Here is a 15,059-nt window from a genome sequence, read left to right on the forward strand (position 1 = left end):
ATGAGAAAGGCGGGCCCGGAGGATCGTTCCTCCGGGCCCGCCTTTCTTCGTGCGTCAGATCACTTCACGTCGTCGTCGACCCAGTCCATCGACTTGGTGACGGCCTTGCGCCACAGCCGGAGCTGTCGGTCGCGCTCCGCGGCGTCCATGCTCGGCTCCCAGCGACGGTCCTCCTGCCAGTTGGCGGAGAGGTCGTCCAGGCCGCTCCAGAACCCGACCGCGAGGCCGGCCGCGTAGGCGGCGCCCAGCGCGGTCGTCTCGGCGACCACGGGGCGGACCACCGGGACGCCCAGCACGTCGGCCTGGAACTGCATGAGCGCGTCGTTCGCGACCATGCCGCCGTCGACCTTGAGCTCGGTGAGGTCCACTCCGGCGTCGGCGTTGACCGCGTCGAGCACGTCGCGGGTCTGGAACGCCACCGCCTCGAGCGCGGCGCGCGCGATGTGGTTCTTGTTCGCGTAGCGGGTCAGACCCACGATCGCGCCACGGGCATCCGGACGCCAGTACGGCGCGAACAGACCCGAGAACGCCGGCACGATGTACACGCCGCCGTTGTCCTCGACCTGGCGGGCCAGCTCCTCCACCTCGGGGGCGGAGTCGATGATCCCGAGCTGGTCGCGCAGCCACTGGATGAGGGATCCGGTGACCGCGATCGAGCCCTCCAGCGCGTAGTGCGTCGGGCCGTCGCCGAGCTTGTAGCCGACGGTCGTGAGCAGCCCGTTCTTCGAGTGGACGATCTCCTCGCCCGTGTTGAAGATCAGGAAGCAGCCCGTGCCGTAGGTGTTCTTGCTCTCGCCCGTGTTGAACGCCGCTTGTCCGAACGTCGCCGCCTGCTGGTCGCCCAGGATGCCCGCGATCGGGGTCTCGCGCAGCAGCGACGAGTCCTCGGCAGCGCCGTACACCTCGGAGGACGAGCGGATCGACGGCATCATCGACTTCGGCACGCCGAAGGCCTCCAGGATGTCGTCGCGCCACTGCAGCGTCTCCAGGTCCATGAACATGGTCCGTGACGCGTTGGTGACGTCGGTCGCGTGCACGCCGCCGTTCACACCGCCGGTGAGGTTCCACAGCACCCAGGAGTCGGTCGTGCCGAAGAGCAGGTCGCCGGCCTCGGCCTTCGCACGTGCGCCCTCGACGTTCTCCAGGATCCAGGCGATCTTGGTGCCGGAGAAGTAGGTCGCCAGCGGCAGACCGACGATCTGCTTGAATCGCTCGACGCCGCCGTCGGCCGCGAGGCGGTCGACGATGGGCTGCGTGCGGGTGTCCTGCCACACGATCGCGTTGTACACCGGCTTGCCGGTGGTCTTGTCCCAGACCACGGCGGTCTCGCGCTGGTTGGTGATGCCGACCGCGGCGATGTCGTGGCGGGTCAGGTGCGCGCGCGTCAGAGCGAGGCCGATGACCTCCTGGACGTTGGCCCAGATCTCCGACGCGTCGTGCTCGACCCAGCCGGCCTGCGGCAGGATCTGCTCATGCTCCTTCTGACCGGTGGCGATGATGCTGCCCTTGCGGTCGAAGATGATGGCGCGGCTCGAGGTCGTGCCCTGGTCGATGGCGATGACGTAATCAGCCATGTGCAGTTCTCCTTTGAATAGCGGTTCGGGTTACTTCGCGAGGTGCAGGAGCACCGGAGCGAGGAGAGCGGCGATGGTACCGCCGATGAGCGGGCCGACCACCGGAACCCACGAGTACGCCCAGTCGCTCGAGCCCTTGCCCTTGATCGGCAGGATCGCGTGAGCGATGCGCGGGCCGAGGTCACGGGCCGGGTTGATCGCGTAGCCGGTCGGGCCACCGAGCGAAGCGCCGATCGAGACGACGAGCAGGGCGACGGGCAGCGCCGTCAGCGGGCCGAGGCCTCCCGGCGTGCCGACCTTGACGTCGCCGTAGTCGGCGAACGCGAAGATCACGAACACCAGGACGAACGTGCCGATGATCTCGGTGACGAGATTCCAGCCGTAGGAGCGGATCGCAGGGCCCGTCGAGAAGACGCCGAGCTTGTTCGCCGGGTCGGGCTCCTCATCGAAGTGCTGCTTGTACGCCAGCCAGCACAGCACGGCACCGATGATCGCACCGAGCAGTTCCGCGCCCGCGGCGACGGCGAACTGAGCGAACGAGATCTTGTTCGCGACCAGAAGTCCGATGCCGACGGCCGGATTCAGGATGGCTCCGGAGTAGGCGGAGACGAGCACGCCGGCGAAGACCGCCAGGCCCCATCCCCAGTTCACCATCAGGAAGCCGCCGCCCAGACCCTTGTTCTTCGCCAGGGCGACGTTGGCGACGACACCGCATCCGAGGAGGATCAGCATCGCCGTTCCGACGAGTTCGGACAGGAAATAGAGCCCCATATTCACTTCAGGCATGTCTCCATTGACCTTTCGCAGAGCATCGGCCCCTCTGCCGATGCGGTGTTCGAGTAGACGCCGAGGAGGGCGGCGGCGGAACCCCGTTACCCGCGCGTGCGGGCGACGAGGGACAGTCCGTGCCGGGTGTTCAGCAGTTCCCGGGTCAGTTCGATCTCGTGGGCAGCGCGTGCGCGGTCCCAGCCCTGCAGCGGCGCGAGCGCCTCGGCGACCTCTTCGAGGATCTCCTCGGTGACGTCGCCGGTGAACGCCAGGCTGGTGCGGCGCAGGATGACATCCTCGAGGCGCACGATCAGCTCGTTCTGCACCATCCATTCGAGTTCGCGCGTCGAGAGCTGCCCACCGGCAAGCGGGGCGTCCGGGCCCTGCTCGACGAATGTCCACACCTCGGCGGCGCGGGTGCCATAGCGCTTCAGCAGCTGCTCGGCGCGCTCGCCGGCGCCGGGCAGGTTCTTCGCGATCCAGGCGACGCGCGCCGCGTCGTCCTGCGGGTAGTCCTTGCCGCCACCGATCGCCCGACCCAGGGTCGACACGACGCGCGTGCGACCCAGCAGCTCCAGGATCCGGTCGGAGAGCGACTCGCCGAGGGCGCGGAACGTGGTCCACTTGCCGCCGACCAGGCTGAGATGCGGGACGGCGCGGCTGTCGTCGACCTCCACGCGGTAGTCGCGGGAGACGAATCCGGGGGCGGTGTCCTCATGGCGGGGAAGGGGGCGGATCCCACTGAAGCGATACACGATCTGATCGCGGTTCACGTCGATCGTCGGGAAGACGTGGTGCACGAGGTCGAAGAAGTAGTCGATCTCCTCCTCGGTGCACAGCGGCACCTCGCGGGGGTCGGCGTCGATGTCGGTGGTGCCGACCATCACCTTGCCCTTGAGGGGGTAGATCAGCACGATGCGGCCGTCGGAGTGCTCGAAGAAGATCTCACGGCCCCGGGTCGCGGCGTGCAGCTCGGGGTTGTCCAGAACGATGTGCGACCCCTTGGTGCCGCCCATGAAGCGGGTCAGCTCGCCCATGGCCTCGTTCGTGAGGTCGGTCCACGGGCCCGAGGTGTTCACGACGACGTCCGCGGCGATCGGGAACTCGGTCCCGCTCTCGCGGTCGCGCACGAGCACCGCGTCCCCTTCGTGTCCGATGGCCTCGACATAGTTCAGCGCCACTGCACCGGGGTGCGCCGCACGACCGTCCTGCAGCACGTCCAGCGCGAGGCGCTCGGGGTCGTGCATGGAGGCGTCGTAGTAGGTCGCGGTGTACTTGATCTTCGGATCCATCGAGGGGAGCTCGGCGAGCGACTTCTTGCGGCCGAGGAACTTGTGCCGCGGGACCATGCCGCCGTCGCGCGAGAAGGTGTCGTAGATGGTCAGGCCCATCTTGATGAGGAAGGCGCCGCGCTCCTGCGGCTTTCCGGACTTGTGCGTGAGGAACCGCAGCGGCGCGGACAGGATCCCCGAGAAGGTCGAGTAGATCGGGATCGTCGTCTCGAGCGGCTTGACGTAGTGCGGGGCGATCTTGAGAAGGCCGTTGCGTTCGGTGACCGACTCCTTGACGAGGCGGAACTCGCCGTTCTCGAGGTAGCGGATGCCGCCGTGGATCATATGGCTCGAGGCGGAGGACGCTCCCGAGGCGAAGTCGCCGCGCTCGACGAGGACCACGTCGACTCCCTGCAGAGCGAGGTCGCGGAAGGTGGAGATCCCGTTGATCCCGCCGCCGATCACCAGCACGGTGGTGCGGCCCGCTTCGCGGACGCGAGTCACCTCGGGGCGTTCTGCGGCATTGTGGACGTGGTCGGTCATCTTCGTCTCCTTCCGGATTTCTCACAGCATTCCCCCAGCCGCCCGTATGGTCAAGCGCCGTGCACGAATGTGCAAGAATCGGTCGAATCGATACGCGAAGGGCTCGAAATGGTTGAACGGAAGCGCCAGTCGAAGGCGGTCGCGGCCCTCACCGCAGCCCGGCTCTACTACCTCCAGGACAAGACGATGGATGTCATCGCCGACGAACTCGGGACCTCCCGTTCCTCGGTGTCCCGCCTGCTGAGCTATGCACGTGAAGTGGGGCTCGTCGACATCCGCATCAACTCTCCCCTCGAACATGCGGGGGAGCTCGAGCAGCAGCTGCACGACCGTCTGCACGTGACCGCGCACGTCGTGCCGATGCCGGAGAGCGTGACCGAGGTGGAGCGTCTCGAACGCGTGGCGCTGACCGCGGGCCGCCTGCTCACGCAGATCATCGACTCGAACATGGTGGTCGGGCTCGCCTGGGGTTCGACGATCAGCGCGGTCAGCCGCGACCTCGGGCAGAAGGAGACCCGCGGCACGACCATCGTCCAGCTGAACGGCGCCGGGAACACGCTGACCAGCGGCGTGGAGTACTCGAGCGAGATCCTGCAGCGCTTCGGTTCCGCCTTCGGCGCTCAGGTGCAGCAGTTCCCCGTGCCCGCCTTCTTCGACGACCCCCGCACACGGGAGGCGATGTGGCGCGAACGCAGCACGCTGCGGGTGCTGGATCTGCAGGCGAAAATGGACCTCGCCGTGTTCAGCGTGGGTTCGCCGAGCGCCGAAGTGCCCAGCCGGGTCTATGTGGGTGGCTATCTGGGCCGGGACGACTATCGGAGCCTGCGCGAGGATCGAGCGATCGGCGACGTGGCGACGGTGTTCTTCCGTGCCGACGGCACCTGGAAGGACATCGCGGTGAACGCCCGTGCGACCGGGCCCGGTCTGGACCGACTGCGCCGCGTCGCGCGGCGATTCTGCGTCGTGGCGGGGGCGCAGAAGCTGCCGTCGCTGCAGGCGGCGATCGGGGCGCGGCTGGTCACCGACGTGGTGCTCGATGAGGGGCTCGCGCGCCAGCTCGTGGAGGGCTGACCTTTCGAGAGCCGCGGCATCGCCGTCGGAGAACCCGGGCTCGTCCCGCTCAGAGCGTCTCGGGGCCCGAGCGGAACTCGCGGATGAGGTGCTCGACGACCTCGTGCAGATCGCCGCCGGTCGCGTCGGCCACGGCGACCTGGCGCTCATAGCTCGCGCCGCCGTGCAGGATGTCGGCGACCCCGCCGAACTGCGCCGAGCACTGCAGATCCGCCGCCACCGGCGCGAGCCGTTCCAGCTCCTCGGTCAGATGCTCCCGCACCGAGCGCTGCGCACCGTCGGCCGACACGATGAGCTCGGCATCGAGTCCGTAGCGGGCCGCACGCCACTTGTTCTCGCGGTGGAACCACGGCGCGAGCGGAGTCAGCGTCCGTCCCTCGTCGAGATCACGGGAGAACGACTCCACCAGCACCTGGGTGAGGGCGGCGACCGCGGCGAGCTCGTGCAGGGTCGACATGCCGTCGCAGGCGCGCACCTCGATCGTGCCCCAGCGCGGTGCGGGGCGGATGTCCCAGCGCACCTCGGTGGCATCGGACATCACCCCGGTGCGCACCATGTCGTCGAGGTAGCCCTCGTAGGCCGCCCAGTCCGGGAGCGGCCAGGGCAGGCCCGCCGTCGGCAGCTGCTGGAACACGAGGGCGCGGTTCGAGGCATAGCCGGTGCGCTCTCCGGCCCAGAACGGGCTCGAGGCGGCGAGCGCCTGCAGATGCGGCAGATACGAGGTGAGTGCGCCGATGATCGGCAGCACCTTGTCGCGGTCTTCGACCCCGACGTGCACATGGATGCCCCAGATCATCATGTTGCGGCCCCACCACTGCGTCTTCTCGATGAGCGAGTGATAGCGTGTCTTGTCGGTGACCTGTTGGTCGTACCACTGCGCGAAGGGGTGGCTGCCTGCGGAGAGCAGTTCGATGCCGGCCGGATCTGTCGCGGCGCGGACGGCCGCGATCGCGGCGGCGATGTCGGCCACGGCGGCGGAGACGGTGGATCCGATGCCGCTCGTGACCTCGATCGTGTTGGTCAGCAGCTCGCCGGTGACGGTGTGCCGCTCGTCCGCGCTCGCCCCCTCCAGATCGCGCAGCAGCTCGGGAGCACGCCCGACCAGATCACCGGTGGCCGGATCGGCGAGCATGAGCTCCCACTCCAGTCCGACCGTGGAACGCGGCGAGGTGGCGAACTCGATCGGCATGGGGCCTCGATTCGGTGCAGGAGGTCGTCGGCCAATGATGGCATGCACGGCGCTAGCATGTGCCGTATGACGTTTTGCGACGGGTGCCGCGCATGAGTGCCGGCTCCATTCTCGTTCCTGCGGAGAGTCTGCGCGAGCAGGTGGAGCGCATGATCGGGGCGCGGATCGTGTCGGGGGAGACGCCCCCAGGAGAGGTGCTGACGGTGCCCACCCTGGCCGGCGATTTCGGGGTGAGTGCCACCCCCGTGCGCGAGGCGATGCTGAATCTCGCGCGGCGCGGCTTCCTCCGGCCCATCCGCAACCGCGGCTTCCAAGTCACCGAAGTCTCCGCCGACGAGCTGAACCAGCTCACCGACGTGCGTCTGCTGCTGGAGGCACCGCCGATGCGGCGCGTCGCCGGGGCGATCGACGAGGCGCTCGAGAAGGAGCTCCGCGAGCTCGCGGAGCGCATCGTGGCGGCGGGACAGGAACGCCGCTTCGAGGAGTACCTCGAGGCCGACACGACCTTCCACCTGCGCATCCTCGCGGTCACGGGAAACCAGAAACTCGTCGACACCGTGCGTGAACTCCGTCAGCAGACCCGCCTTGTGGGGCTCGTGCGATTGGCCGACTCCGACACCCTCATGCCCACCGCGCGAGAGCACGCGGAGCTCGTCGATCTGCTCGTCGCCGGAGACGGCGACGGTGCGGAGGCGCTCATGCGCCGGCACCTGGGCCACGTCGGCGGTGTGTGGAGCGGGCGCGAGGAGAACTGAGCCAGGACCCCCTTCCGCTGAGCCTTCCGTATGAGTAATGTGTCACATGGTATTCACCACGAATGCAATGTCGCATCCAGGAGGTCCTCACATGCACACCCGAACCACACGCGCCCTGCGCGCACTTTCCGTCGTCGTCGCAGCGGGCGCTCTGCTCGCCACCGCCGGCTGCTCCGGAGGTCTCGCGAGCGGCGGCGACAGCGGATCCGGAGGCGGATCCGGACCGATCAAGCTCGGCATGCTCGCGCCGTTCTCGGGCAGCGAGTCGGCGTTCGGCAACTACATGAAGAACGGCGCGCAGCTCGCCATCGACGAGATCAACGCGGACGGCGGCATCGACGGGCGCAAGCTGCAGCTCGAGGTGCAGGACGACGCGTGCGATGCGACCACCGCGGTCGCCGCCGCGAACAAGCTCGTCACCGACGGCGTCGTCGCCTCGGTCGGCGGGTACTGCTCGGGCGCCACGCTGCCGACCCTGCCGATCTTCAACGAGGCGAAGATCCCGACGGTGATCCCGGCGGCGAACTCCAACGAGCTCGTGAAGCAGAAGCTCCCCGGCGTGTTCCTCATCAACGGCACGGGCACCCAGCAGGCCGCGTCGGCGGTGAAGTACGCGCAGAAGTCTGGAGCGAAGACCGTCGCGGCGATCAACGATGCGACCGCCTACTCGAAGGATCTCGCCGATTCGTTCGCGCAGCAGGCGAAGGACGCGGGCCTCACGGTCGACTTCAATGCGGTGATCACGCCCGGTGAGAACGACTACTCCGCCGTGGCGACCCAGCTCTCCGGCGCCAAGCCCGACCTCGTGTACTGGACCGGGTACTACCAGGAGGGCGGTCTGATCGCCCGTCAGTCCAAGGACGCCGGCTTCAGCGGGTCCTTCCTCGTCGGCGACGGATCGGTGGACGCGAAGTTTGCCGAGATCGCGGGCAAGGGTTACACCGAGAACGTGCTCGGCACCTTCACCCAGACGCCCGACATGCTCAAGGGCGCCGAGAAGTGGATCGCCGACTACAAGAAGCTCGCAGGAGCCGACCCCGGTCCGTACTCGACCCAGTCCTACGACGCGGTCAAGGTGGTCGCCGAGGCGATGAAGACGGCCAAGGGCACGAAGTTCGACGGTGTGGTCAAGGCGCTCGAGGGACTCAAGGACTTCAAGACGCTCGCAGGTCCGCTCACGTTCATGCCCGACCACACCCGGTCGGGCGGCGGCTTCGTGATCGTCTCGATCGATCCGTCCTCCGGCCAGTTCGTCCTCAAGGACGACCTCCAGGGCTGAGCCGACCGCGGGGGCGATCTTCGCGGATCGCCCCCGTACGGCCTTCGCTCACCCCGGAAAGGACATCCTCGTGATGCAACTCATCTGGAACGGCCTCATCGTCGGCTCGTTCTACGCCCTCGTCGCGCTCGGATACAGCATGGTCTACGGGATCATCAAGCTGCTCAACTTCGCGCACGGTGACATCTACATGCTCGGCGCGTTCGCCGGCTTCGCGACGCTCTCGGCCTTCGGGATCTCGAATGAGAGCTCGATCCCGCTGCTGCTGGTGATCCTGCTGCTGTCCATGGTGACCACCGGCCTCATCGGAGTCGGCATCGAGCGGATCGCCTATCGTCCGCTGCGCAAGAGCCCACGGCTCGCCGTGCTGATCACCGCGATCGGCGTCTCGTTCACCCTGGAGTACGCCGTGCGGCAGATCTTCGGGCCGAACCCCGAGGCGTTCCCGGTGCGGCTGGAGTCCGCCGGCTTCGACTTCCTCGGCATGCGGATCACCCCGGCGCAGATCGTGCTGGTCATCATCGCCGCGGGCCTGATGCTCGTGCTCGCGCACATCGTCGAGCGCACCCGTCAGGGCAGGGCGATGCGCGCGATCGCGCTGGACCCGCAGGGCGCGCAGCTCATGGGCATCAACGTGAACCGCGTGATCGCGACCGTGTTCTTCATCGGATCCGCCCTCGCCGGAGCCGCCGGCGTGATGGCCGGCGCCTACTACGGCTCGATCGACTTCCTGATGGGATTCATCATCGGTCTGAAGGCGTTCACCGCGGCGGTCATCGGCGGCATCGGCAACCTCTACGGCGCGATGCTCGGCGGACTCCTGCTGGGCCTGCTGGAGTCGTTCGGATCCGCATGGTTCGGCGGCGAATGGCGCGACGTGTTCTCGTTCGCGTTCCTCATCCTTTTCCTCACCTTCAAACCGACGGGGCTGCTCGGCGCCCGCGTCGTCGAGAGGATGTGACATGTCCGGCACCGCAACCCCAGGCTCCGTGACCTCGGCGCTGCGCGACGCGAAGCTGCGCGCGCCCTCGCCGCTGTTCGACCGTCCGTCTGCGCCCCGCGGCGTGCTCTCCTCGCAGCAGGGCTTCCTGCGCGCCCTCGGCGGGGTGTGCATCGTGCTCCTCGCCGTGCTCCCGTTCATCGATGCCTCGCGGTACACGATGTCGATCGCGACCAGCGCGCTGATCTACGTGATGCTCTGCATGGGGCTCAACGTCGTCGTCGGCTACGCGGGTCTGCTGGACCTGGGCTACATCGCCTTCTTCGCAGTCGGCGCCTACGTCTCGGGCATCCTCACCACCGTGGTCGGGCTTCCCATGTGGATGGCTCTTCCGGCGACGATCCTGTGCTGCATGGTGGCCGGCGTCATCATCGGCGCACCGACGCTGCGTCTGCGCAGCGACTACCTCGCCATCGTCACACTCGGCTTCGGCGAGATCATCCGGATCACGGCCAACAATCTGAAGATCACCGGCGGCCCTTCCGGCATCCACGGCATCCCGACGTGGAGCTTCGGCGGCTGGAGCTTCGCCGACGGCCTCACGATCGGCGGACTCGTCTTCCCGCAGCGGGTGCTCTTCTACTACTTCGTCGCGGCGATCGTCGTGCTCGTCGGCGTGATCGGCGCGGGCCGGCTCGCCAAGGGCAAGATGGGGCGCGCCTGGAAGGCGGTCCGCGACGATGAGGACGCCGCCGAGGCGATGGGGATCAACACCTACCTCGCGAAGATCTCCGCCTACATCATCGGCGCGGTGTGGGCCGGTGTGGCGGGGCAGCTCATGGCGACGCACCTCAGCGCGATCAGCCCGAACAGCTTCCAGTTCCTCTACTCGGCGCTGATCCTGATGGCGGTCGTCCTGGGCGGCATGGGTTCCACCCCCGGTGTGATCATCGGTGCGCTGTTCGTCTCGCTCGCCCCGGAATTGCTGCGCGACTTCTCGGAATGGCGCTTCCTCATCTTCGGCCTGCTGCTCGTCGTGGTGATGCTGTTCCGCCCGGCGGGGCTCTGGCCCTCCACGGCGATCCTGCCGTGGCTGAAGAAGCGGAGACCCGTGCCGCCGCCCACCCAGGGCTTCCTGTCGCCGGTGCCGGTCGACGAGGATGAGACGCCGGTCGAGGCGGAGGACGCGACGGCGGAAGAGGGTGAGACGCGATGAGCGCGCTGCTGGAGGTCTCGGACCTGCGACTGCAGTTCGGCGGCGTGAAGGCCGTCGACGGATTGAGCTTCTCCGTGCAGGAGGGCGAGATCCTCGCCGTCATCGGGCCGAACGGAGCGGGGAAGACGAGCGCGTTCAACTGCATCTCGGGGTTCTATCTGCCCACGTCCGGATCCGTCGTATTCGACGGCAACGACATCGTGCGCCAGGCACCGGGTTTCTTGCGGAAGCTGCGCCTGGTGGACCTGCTGCAGAGCTTCGGCCTCTACCGGGTGCTGCCGTCGCGGGTGACGAAGTGGGGGATGGCGCGCACGTTCCAGAACCTGCGGCTGTTCCGCGAGCTCAGCGTGCTGGACAACGTCAAGACCGCCATGCACGCGAACCTGCGCGAGGGCTTCTGGGCGACCTTCCTGCACACTCCCGGTTACCGCCGTGCCGAGCTCGCCTGTGCCGAGGCGGCGCGCGGCTGGCTGGACTTCGTCGGCTTCACGGACGACGAGAACCTCTACGTGACGCAGCTGCCGTACGGCGAGCAGCGCCGCGTGGAGATCGCACGGGCGCTGGCCACGAGTCCGAAGCTGCTGCTGCTGGACGAGCCGGCGGCGGGTCTGAACTTCAGTGAGAAGCAGGCGCTCATGCAGCTCATCCGGCGCATCCGGGACCTCGGCGTCGCGGTGGTGCTGATCGAGCATGACATGGGGCTGATCATGGAGCTCGCTGAGCGCATCGTTGTGCTCAACTACGGCAAGGAGATCGCCGTCGGAACGCCGGAGCAGATCAAGCACGACCCGATCGTGATCGAGGCGTACCTCGGTGTCGAGGACGAGCCGCTGGACGCCACGAAGCTGCAGACCGGCACGGTGGACCTGTCCCGGCTCGAAGGCGACGGCACGACGAAGAAGGGGAAGCGCTCATGAGCTCGCTCACAGTCCAGGCGGCAGACGTCTACTACGGCCGCGTCCACGCGCTGCGAGAGCTCAGCTTCGACGTGCACGAGGGCGAGATCGTCTGCCTGCTCGGCAACAACGGCGCCGGCAAGTCGACCACGATGAACATGCTCTCCGGGCTCGTACGGCCCAAGAGCGGCACAGTGCGCTGGGGCGACATGGACCTCGCCACCGCGAAGCCGTGGGACATCGTGGCCGCGGGACTCGTGCACGTGCCGGAAGGACGGCGGATCTTCTCCACGATGACGGTGCACGAGAACCTTCTGCTCGGCGGCTACACCGTGCGGGACCAGAAGCTGATCGCCCAGCGCGTCGATCAGGTGTACGCGCTCATGCCGAGACTGGCTGAGCGCCGCAAGCAGCAGGGCGGCACGCTCTCGGGCGGCGAGCAGCAGATGGTGGCGATCGGGCGCGCGATCATCGGAGGTCCGAAGCTGCTGCTGCTGGACGAGCCATCCATGGGGCTCGCACCGCTCGTCGTGAAGCAGGTCATGGAGACGATCCAGGCGGTGAATGCGCACGGCACGACCGTGCTGCTCGTCGAGCAGAACGCGCGCGCTGCGCTGCGGATCGCGGACCGCGCCTACGTGGTGGAGACCGGCAGGGCGACGCTCTCCGGCTCGGCCGCGGAGCTGGCCGCCGACGCGCGCGTGGTCGACGCGTACCTCGGCGGCTGAGGATGAGGGTCGTCGTGATCGGCGCCGGGGCGATCGGCGCGGCATGCGCACTCGCCTTGACCGAAGCGGGCGCCGAAGTGATCGTCATCGATCGCAGCGGTGTCGCGGGGGAGACCTCGAGCCGGTGCGAGGGGAACATCCTCGTCTCCGACAAGGAACCGGGACCGGAGGCCGGTCTCGCGATCGAGGCGAACCGCGCCTGGCGCGCCCTGGCCGAGCGCCTGGACGCGGATCGCGTTCCCGGTCAGCCCGCGACCGAGTTCGAGGCGAAGGGCGGCATCGTCGTCGCCTTCCCCGGGGGCGCCGACGCGCTGAGGTCCTTCGCGGTCTCGCAGCACGGCATCGGCATCCGCGCCGAAGCGCTCGAGGAGGCGGCCGTGCGCGCCACCGAGCCGCACCTGAGCCCGGAGATCGCTCTCGGCGTGCACTACCCCGACGATGCGCAGGTGCAGCCGAGCCTCGCCACGCAGGCGATGCTCGCCCGTGCGGTGCACCTCGGCGCGCGGCTGATCGTGGAAGAGGTCGTCGCGGGCGTCGTCGTGGCGGGACGTGCGACGGGGGTGCGAACGGCAGGCGGGCTGGTCGAGGCCGACGCCGTGGTCGACTGCGCCGGCCCCTGGGCGGGAGAGACGGCGGCGCTGTTCGGCAGCGTGCTGGACATCCGGCCGCGCCGCGGCACGATCCTCGTCACGGCGGCGATGCCGCAGCGGGTGTTCCACAAGGTCTACGACGCCGACTACGTGAGTGCAGTCGGATCCGGCGACGCCGCGTTGCAGACCTCGACCGTGGTCGAGTCCACGCCGTCCGGCACCGTGCTGATCGGATCCAGCCGGGAGCGCGTCGGTTTCTCGGGCGACGGCCTGCTCGCGCCGCTGTCCGAGATCGCCGCCAAGGCGACGCGGCTGTTCCCCTTCCTGCGCGACACCATGCTGCTGCGCACCTACTACGGTTTCCGCCCGTACGCGCCGGACCATCTGCCCGCGATCGGCGCCGACGCCACCATCGCCGGACTCTTCCATGCGGCGGGGCACGAGGGGGCGGGCATCGGACTCGCGCCGACCACGGGCGCACTCATCGCGCACGCCGTGCTGGGTACTCCCGCGCCGTTGGATCCTACGCCGTTCCTGCCCTCGCGGGCGAGCCTGCAGGGCTCCGACGGGCGGGGCCAGGGCGGCGTCGAGAGAGGCAGTACGGGCGCACCAGGAAAGGAGGCCGCCGCGTGAGCGTGCAGATCATCGTGGACGGCGCCGCCGTGCAAGGGCGGGACGGGCAGACCATCGCCGGTGTGCTGCTGGGCGCCGGCCGGCGCACATGGCGCACGGCGGCGGGCGAGCCGCGGGGCATCTTCTGCGGCATGGGCATCTGCCAGGACTGCATCGTCACGGTCAACGGCGTGGAGGGCGTCCGCGCCTGTCAGCGCGCGGCGTGCGAGGGCGACGTCGTGGAACGGGAGGGGCGGGCATGAACGCGCGACGCGTGGTGGTCATCGGCGCCGGGCCTGCGGGGCTGGCCGCGGCTGCGGCCGCGGTCGAGGCAGGTGCCGTGGTCACGGTCCTGGACGAGGGGGAGCGCATCGGCGGGCAGTTCTGGCGGCACCACACCGAGATCACGGATCCGCACCTGCAGCACCAGACCGAGCGGTTCGGGTCGCTGAGGGAGCGGCTCGAGGGCGCGCGCGTGCTCTCCTCCGCCTCGGTGTGGCGCATCGAACCGGGGGCTCCGCTGCGCGTGCACGCGCTCATCGGACCCGCGGACGCCGCCCAGCGCCGCGGTGAGACGGTCCTGGCCGACGCCCTGGTGATCGCCACCGGTGCGCACGACCGCGTGCTGCCGGTGCCCGGCTGGACCCTTCCCGGCGTGACCTCGGCCGGCGCCGCACAGGCGCTCGCGAAGCGCGACGGGGTGCGGCTCGGCACGCGCACGGTCCTCGGCGGGGCGGGCCCGTTCCTGCTCCCCGTCGCGCAGAGCATCGGCCGCGTCGGAGGGGAGGTGGCCGAGGTCGTGGAGGCGGCGAGCATCACGGCCGTCGCGCGAGGCTGGGGGCGGCGCCCGTGGGAGCTCGCCGCCGCGACCGCCAAGTCCGGGGAGCTCGCCTCGTATCTCGGCTCGCTCGCGGCGCACCGCACGCCGTACCGCTTCGGCGCGGCGGTCACGCGCATCCACGGCGGCACAGCCGTGGAAGCGGCGACCGTGCAGCGCATCGACCGGGACTGGCGCCCGATCCCGGGCAGCGAGCGCACGATCGAATGCGATTCCGTCGCGCTCGGCCACGGCTTCACCCCCCGGCTCGAGGCGGCGATCCAGGCAGGATGCGAGATCGGATCCGACCGATTCGTGCGCGTCGGGTCCCAGCAGGACACGAGCGTCGAAGACGTCTACGCCGCGGGGGAGATCACCGGCATCGGCGGGGCCGACGCGGCGCTCGCCGAGGGGGCGGTGGCAGGTCTCGCCGCGGCCGGGGTCGCCCCGGTGGACATCCGATACCGGGCGCCGCTGGCCGAGCGCCGTCGCATGCGCGCCTTCGCCGCCCGGCTTCAGACGCATCGGATCGGATCCGGCTGGACCGCCTGGCTGGACGCGGAGACCATCGTGTGCCGCTGCGAATCGGTGCGCCGGCGGACGCTCGACGAGTATGCCGACGTCTCGTCGCGGGGGATGCGTCTCGCCACGCGTGCGGGTCTCGGCGCATGCCAGGGGCGCACCTGCGGCCGCAGTGTCGAGGACATCGTGGGCGCGCTGGTCGGCTACGACCGCCGTCCTGTGCTGTCCTCGGTGCGGATCGGCGAGCTCGCCGCGACCCGCTCGGACCTCGCGGACTGACCCACATGG

14 protein-coding genes are annotated in these 15,059 nt (G+C 69.1%); 10 read left to right on the top strand and 4 right to left on the bottom strand.

Annotated elements, in window-relative coordinates:
* Nucleotides 1–59 precede the first annotated feature (59 nt).
* The 3 genes from glpK to AC1DCT_RS01525 all read right to left on the bottom strand — a co-directional run bounded on the left by glpK (nt 60) and on the right by AC1DCT_RS01525 (nt 4,156).
* Nucleotides 60–1,574 carry a glycerol kinase GlpK gene (gene glpK, locus AC1DCT_RS01515; RefSeq protein WP_477427120.1) on the bottom strand — a complete coding sequence of 505 codons (1,515 nt, stop codon included), beginning with the start codon at nt 1,572–1,574 and terminating at the stop codon, nt 60–62.
* A gap of 30 nt (nt 1,575–1,604) precedes the next feature.
* Entirely contained in the window at nt 1,605–2,360 is a 756-nt protein-coding gene (locus AC1DCT_RS01520; RefSeq protein ID WP_440731622.1) for an MIP/aquaporin family protein, read from the bottom strand.
* A gap of 86 nt (nt 2,361–2,446) precedes the next feature.
* Nucleotides 2,447–4,156: a glycerol-3-phosphate dehydrogenase/oxidase gene (locus AC1DCT_RS01525; protein WP_477427122.1), complete on the bottom strand. Its 1,710-nt coding sequence runs from the start codon at nt 4,154–4,156 to the stop codon at nt 2,447–2,449.
* A gap of 108 nt (nt 4,157–4,264) precedes the next feature.
* Here AC1DCT_RS01525 and AC1DCT_RS01530 point away from each other — a divergent pair, with 108 nt between their 5' ends.
* Nucleotides 4,265–5,227 (top strand): sugar-binding transcriptional regulator, encoded by a 963-nt coding sequence (locus tag AC1DCT_RS01530; protein ID WP_440731624.1) that lies wholly within the window; start codon nt 4,265–4,267, stop codon nt 5,225–5,227.
* A gap of 49 nt (nt 5,228–5,276) precedes the next feature.
* Here the strand turns inward: AC1DCT_RS01530 and AC1DCT_RS01535 are convergent, their stop codons facing one another.
* Complete coding sequence (locus AC1DCT_RS01535; protein ID WP_440731625.1) at nt 5,277–6,416, bottom strand: glutamate--cysteine ligase; 1,140 nt, start codon at nt 6,414–6,416, stop codon at nt 5,277–5,279.
* Nucleotides 6,417–6,508: 92 nt separating this feature from the next.
* On the opposite strand from AC1DCT_RS01535, the gene AC1DCT_RS01540 reads away from it, so the two are divergent.
* The 9 genes from AC1DCT_RS01540 (at nt 6,509) to AC1DCT_RS01580 (ending at nt 15,050) form a co-directional block, all read left to right on the top strand.
* Nucleotides 6,509–7,171, top strand: a complete 663-nt coding sequence (locus AC1DCT_RS01540; protein WP_441975803.1) for a GntR family transcriptional regulator — start codon at nt 6,509–6,511, stop codon at nt 7,169–7,171.
* Between the two features lie 91 nt (nt 7,172–7,262).
* Complete coding sequence (locus AC1DCT_RS01545) at nt 7,263–8,450, top strand: branched-chain amino acid ABC transporter substrate-binding protein (protein ID WP_440731627.1); 1,188 nt, start codon at nt 7,263–7,265, stop codon at nt 8,448–8,450.
* Nucleotides 8,451–8,523: 73 nt separating this feature from the next.
* Complete coding sequence (locus AC1DCT_RS01550; RefSeq protein WP_440732423.1) at nt 8,524–9,411, top strand: branched-chain amino acid ABC transporter permease; 888 nt, start codon at nt 8,524–8,526, stop codon at nt 9,409–9,411.
* A gap of 1 nt (nt 9,412) precedes the next feature.
* Nucleotides 9,413–10,606 carry a branched-chain amino acid ABC transporter permease gene (locus tag AC1DCT_RS01555; RefSeq protein WP_477427124.1) on the top strand — a complete coding sequence of 398 codons (1,194 nt, stop codon included), beginning with the start codon at nt 9,413–9,415 and terminating at the stop codon, nt 10,604–10,606.
* The gene (locus tag AC1DCT_RS01560; RefSeq protein ID WP_477427126.1) at nt 10,603–11,523 is read left to right on the top strand and encodes an ABC transporter ATP-binding protein; all 921 of its coding nucleotides are present in this window, start codon (nt 10,603–10,605) and stop codon (nt 11,521–11,523) included. Before AC1DCT_RS01555 ends, AC1DCT_RS01560 begins: the two co-directional genes overlap by 4 nt.
* On the top strand, nt 11,520–12,230 hold the full coding sequence (locus tag AC1DCT_RS01565; protein WP_440731630.1) for an ABC transporter ATP-binding protein: 711 nt from the start codon (nt 11,520–11,522) through the stop codon (nt 12,228–12,230). The genes AC1DCT_RS01560 and AC1DCT_RS01565 overlap by 4 nt, the downstream gene beginning before the upstream one ends.
* A gap of 2 nt (nt 12,231–12,232) precedes the next feature.
* On the top strand, nt 12,233–13,453 hold the full coding sequence (locus tag AC1DCT_RS01570) for an NAD(P)/FAD-dependent oxidoreductase (protein WP_477427128.1): 1,221 nt from the start codon (nt 12,233–12,235) through the stop codon (nt 13,451–13,453).
* Nucleotides 13,450–13,695 (top strand): (2Fe-2S)-binding protein, encoded by a 246-nt coding sequence (locus tag AC1DCT_RS01575; RefSeq protein ID WP_477427130.1) that lies wholly within the window; start codon nt 13,450–13,452, stop codon nt 13,693–13,695. The genes AC1DCT_RS01570 and AC1DCT_RS01575 overlap by 4 nt, the downstream gene beginning before the upstream one ends.
* Nucleotides 13,692–15,050, top strand: a complete 1,359-nt coding sequence (locus tag AC1DCT_RS01580) for an FAD-dependent oxidoreductase (protein WP_477427131.1) — start codon at nt 13,692–13,694, stop codon at nt 15,048–15,050. Before AC1DCT_RS01575 ends, AC1DCT_RS01580 begins: the two co-directional genes overlap by 4 nt.
* Nucleotides 15,051–15,059: the final 9 nt, after the last annotated feature.

This window comes from Microbacterium sp. 10L49 (assembly GCF_056395125.1).

What these genes read in the sequence shown, in the direction of transcription:
- glpK (WP_477427120.1), bottom strand. Translation starts at nt 1,574, where the DNA reads ATGGCTGATTACGTCATCGCCATCGACCAGGGCACGACCTCGAGCCGC.
- AC1DCT_RS01520 (WP_440731622.1), bottom strand. Translation starts at nt 2,360, where the DNA reads ATGCCTGAAGTGAATATGGGGCTCTATTTCCTGTCCGAACTCGTCGGA.
- AC1DCT_RS01525 (WP_477427122.1), bottom strand. Translation starts at nt 4,156, where the DNA reads ATGACCGACCACGTCCACAATGCCGCAGAACGCCCCGAGGTGACTCGC.
- AC1DCT_RS01530 (WP_440731624.1), top strand. Translation starts at nt 4,265, where the DNA reads ATGGTTGAACGGAAGCGCCAGTCGAAGGCGGTCGCGGCCCTCACCGCA.
- AC1DCT_RS01535 (WP_440731625.1), bottom strand. Translation starts at nt 6,416, where the DNA reads ATGCCGATCGAGTTCGCCACCTCGCCGCGTTCCACGGTCGGACTGGAG.
- AC1DCT_RS01540 (WP_441975803.1), top strand. Translation starts at nt 6,509, where the DNA reads ATGAGTGCCGGCTCCATTCTCGTTCCTGCGGAGAGTCTGCGCGAGCAG.
- AC1DCT_RS01545 (WP_440731627.1), top strand. Translation starts at nt 7,263, where the DNA reads ATGCACACCCGAACCACACGCGCCCTGCGCGCACTTTCCGTCGTCGTC.
- AC1DCT_RS01550 (WP_440732423.1), top strand. Translation starts at nt 8,524, where the DNA reads ATGCAACTCATCTGGAACGGCCTCATCGTCGGCTCGTTCTACGCCCTC.
- AC1DCT_RS01555 (WP_477427124.1), top strand. Translation starts at nt 9,413, where the DNA reads ATGTCCGGCACCGCAACCCCAGGCTCCGTGACCTCGGCGCTGCGCGAC.
- AC1DCT_RS01560 (WP_477427126.1), top strand. Translation starts at nt 10,603, where the DNA reads ATGAGCGCGCTGCTGGAGGTCTCGGACCTGCGACTGCAGTTCGGCGGC.
- AC1DCT_RS01565 (WP_440731630.1), top strand. Translation starts at nt 11,520, where the DNA reads ATGAGCTCGCTCACAGTCCAGGCGGCAGACGTCTACTACGGCCGCGTC.
- AC1DCT_RS01570 (WP_477427128.1), top strand. Translation starts at nt 12,233, where the DNA reads ATGAGGGTCGTCGTGATCGGCGCCGGGGCGATCGGCGCGGCATGCGCA.
- AC1DCT_RS01580 (WP_477427131.1), top strand. Translation starts at nt 13,692, where the DNA reads ATGAACGCGCGACGCGTGGTGGTCATCGGCGCCGGGCCTGCGGGGCTG.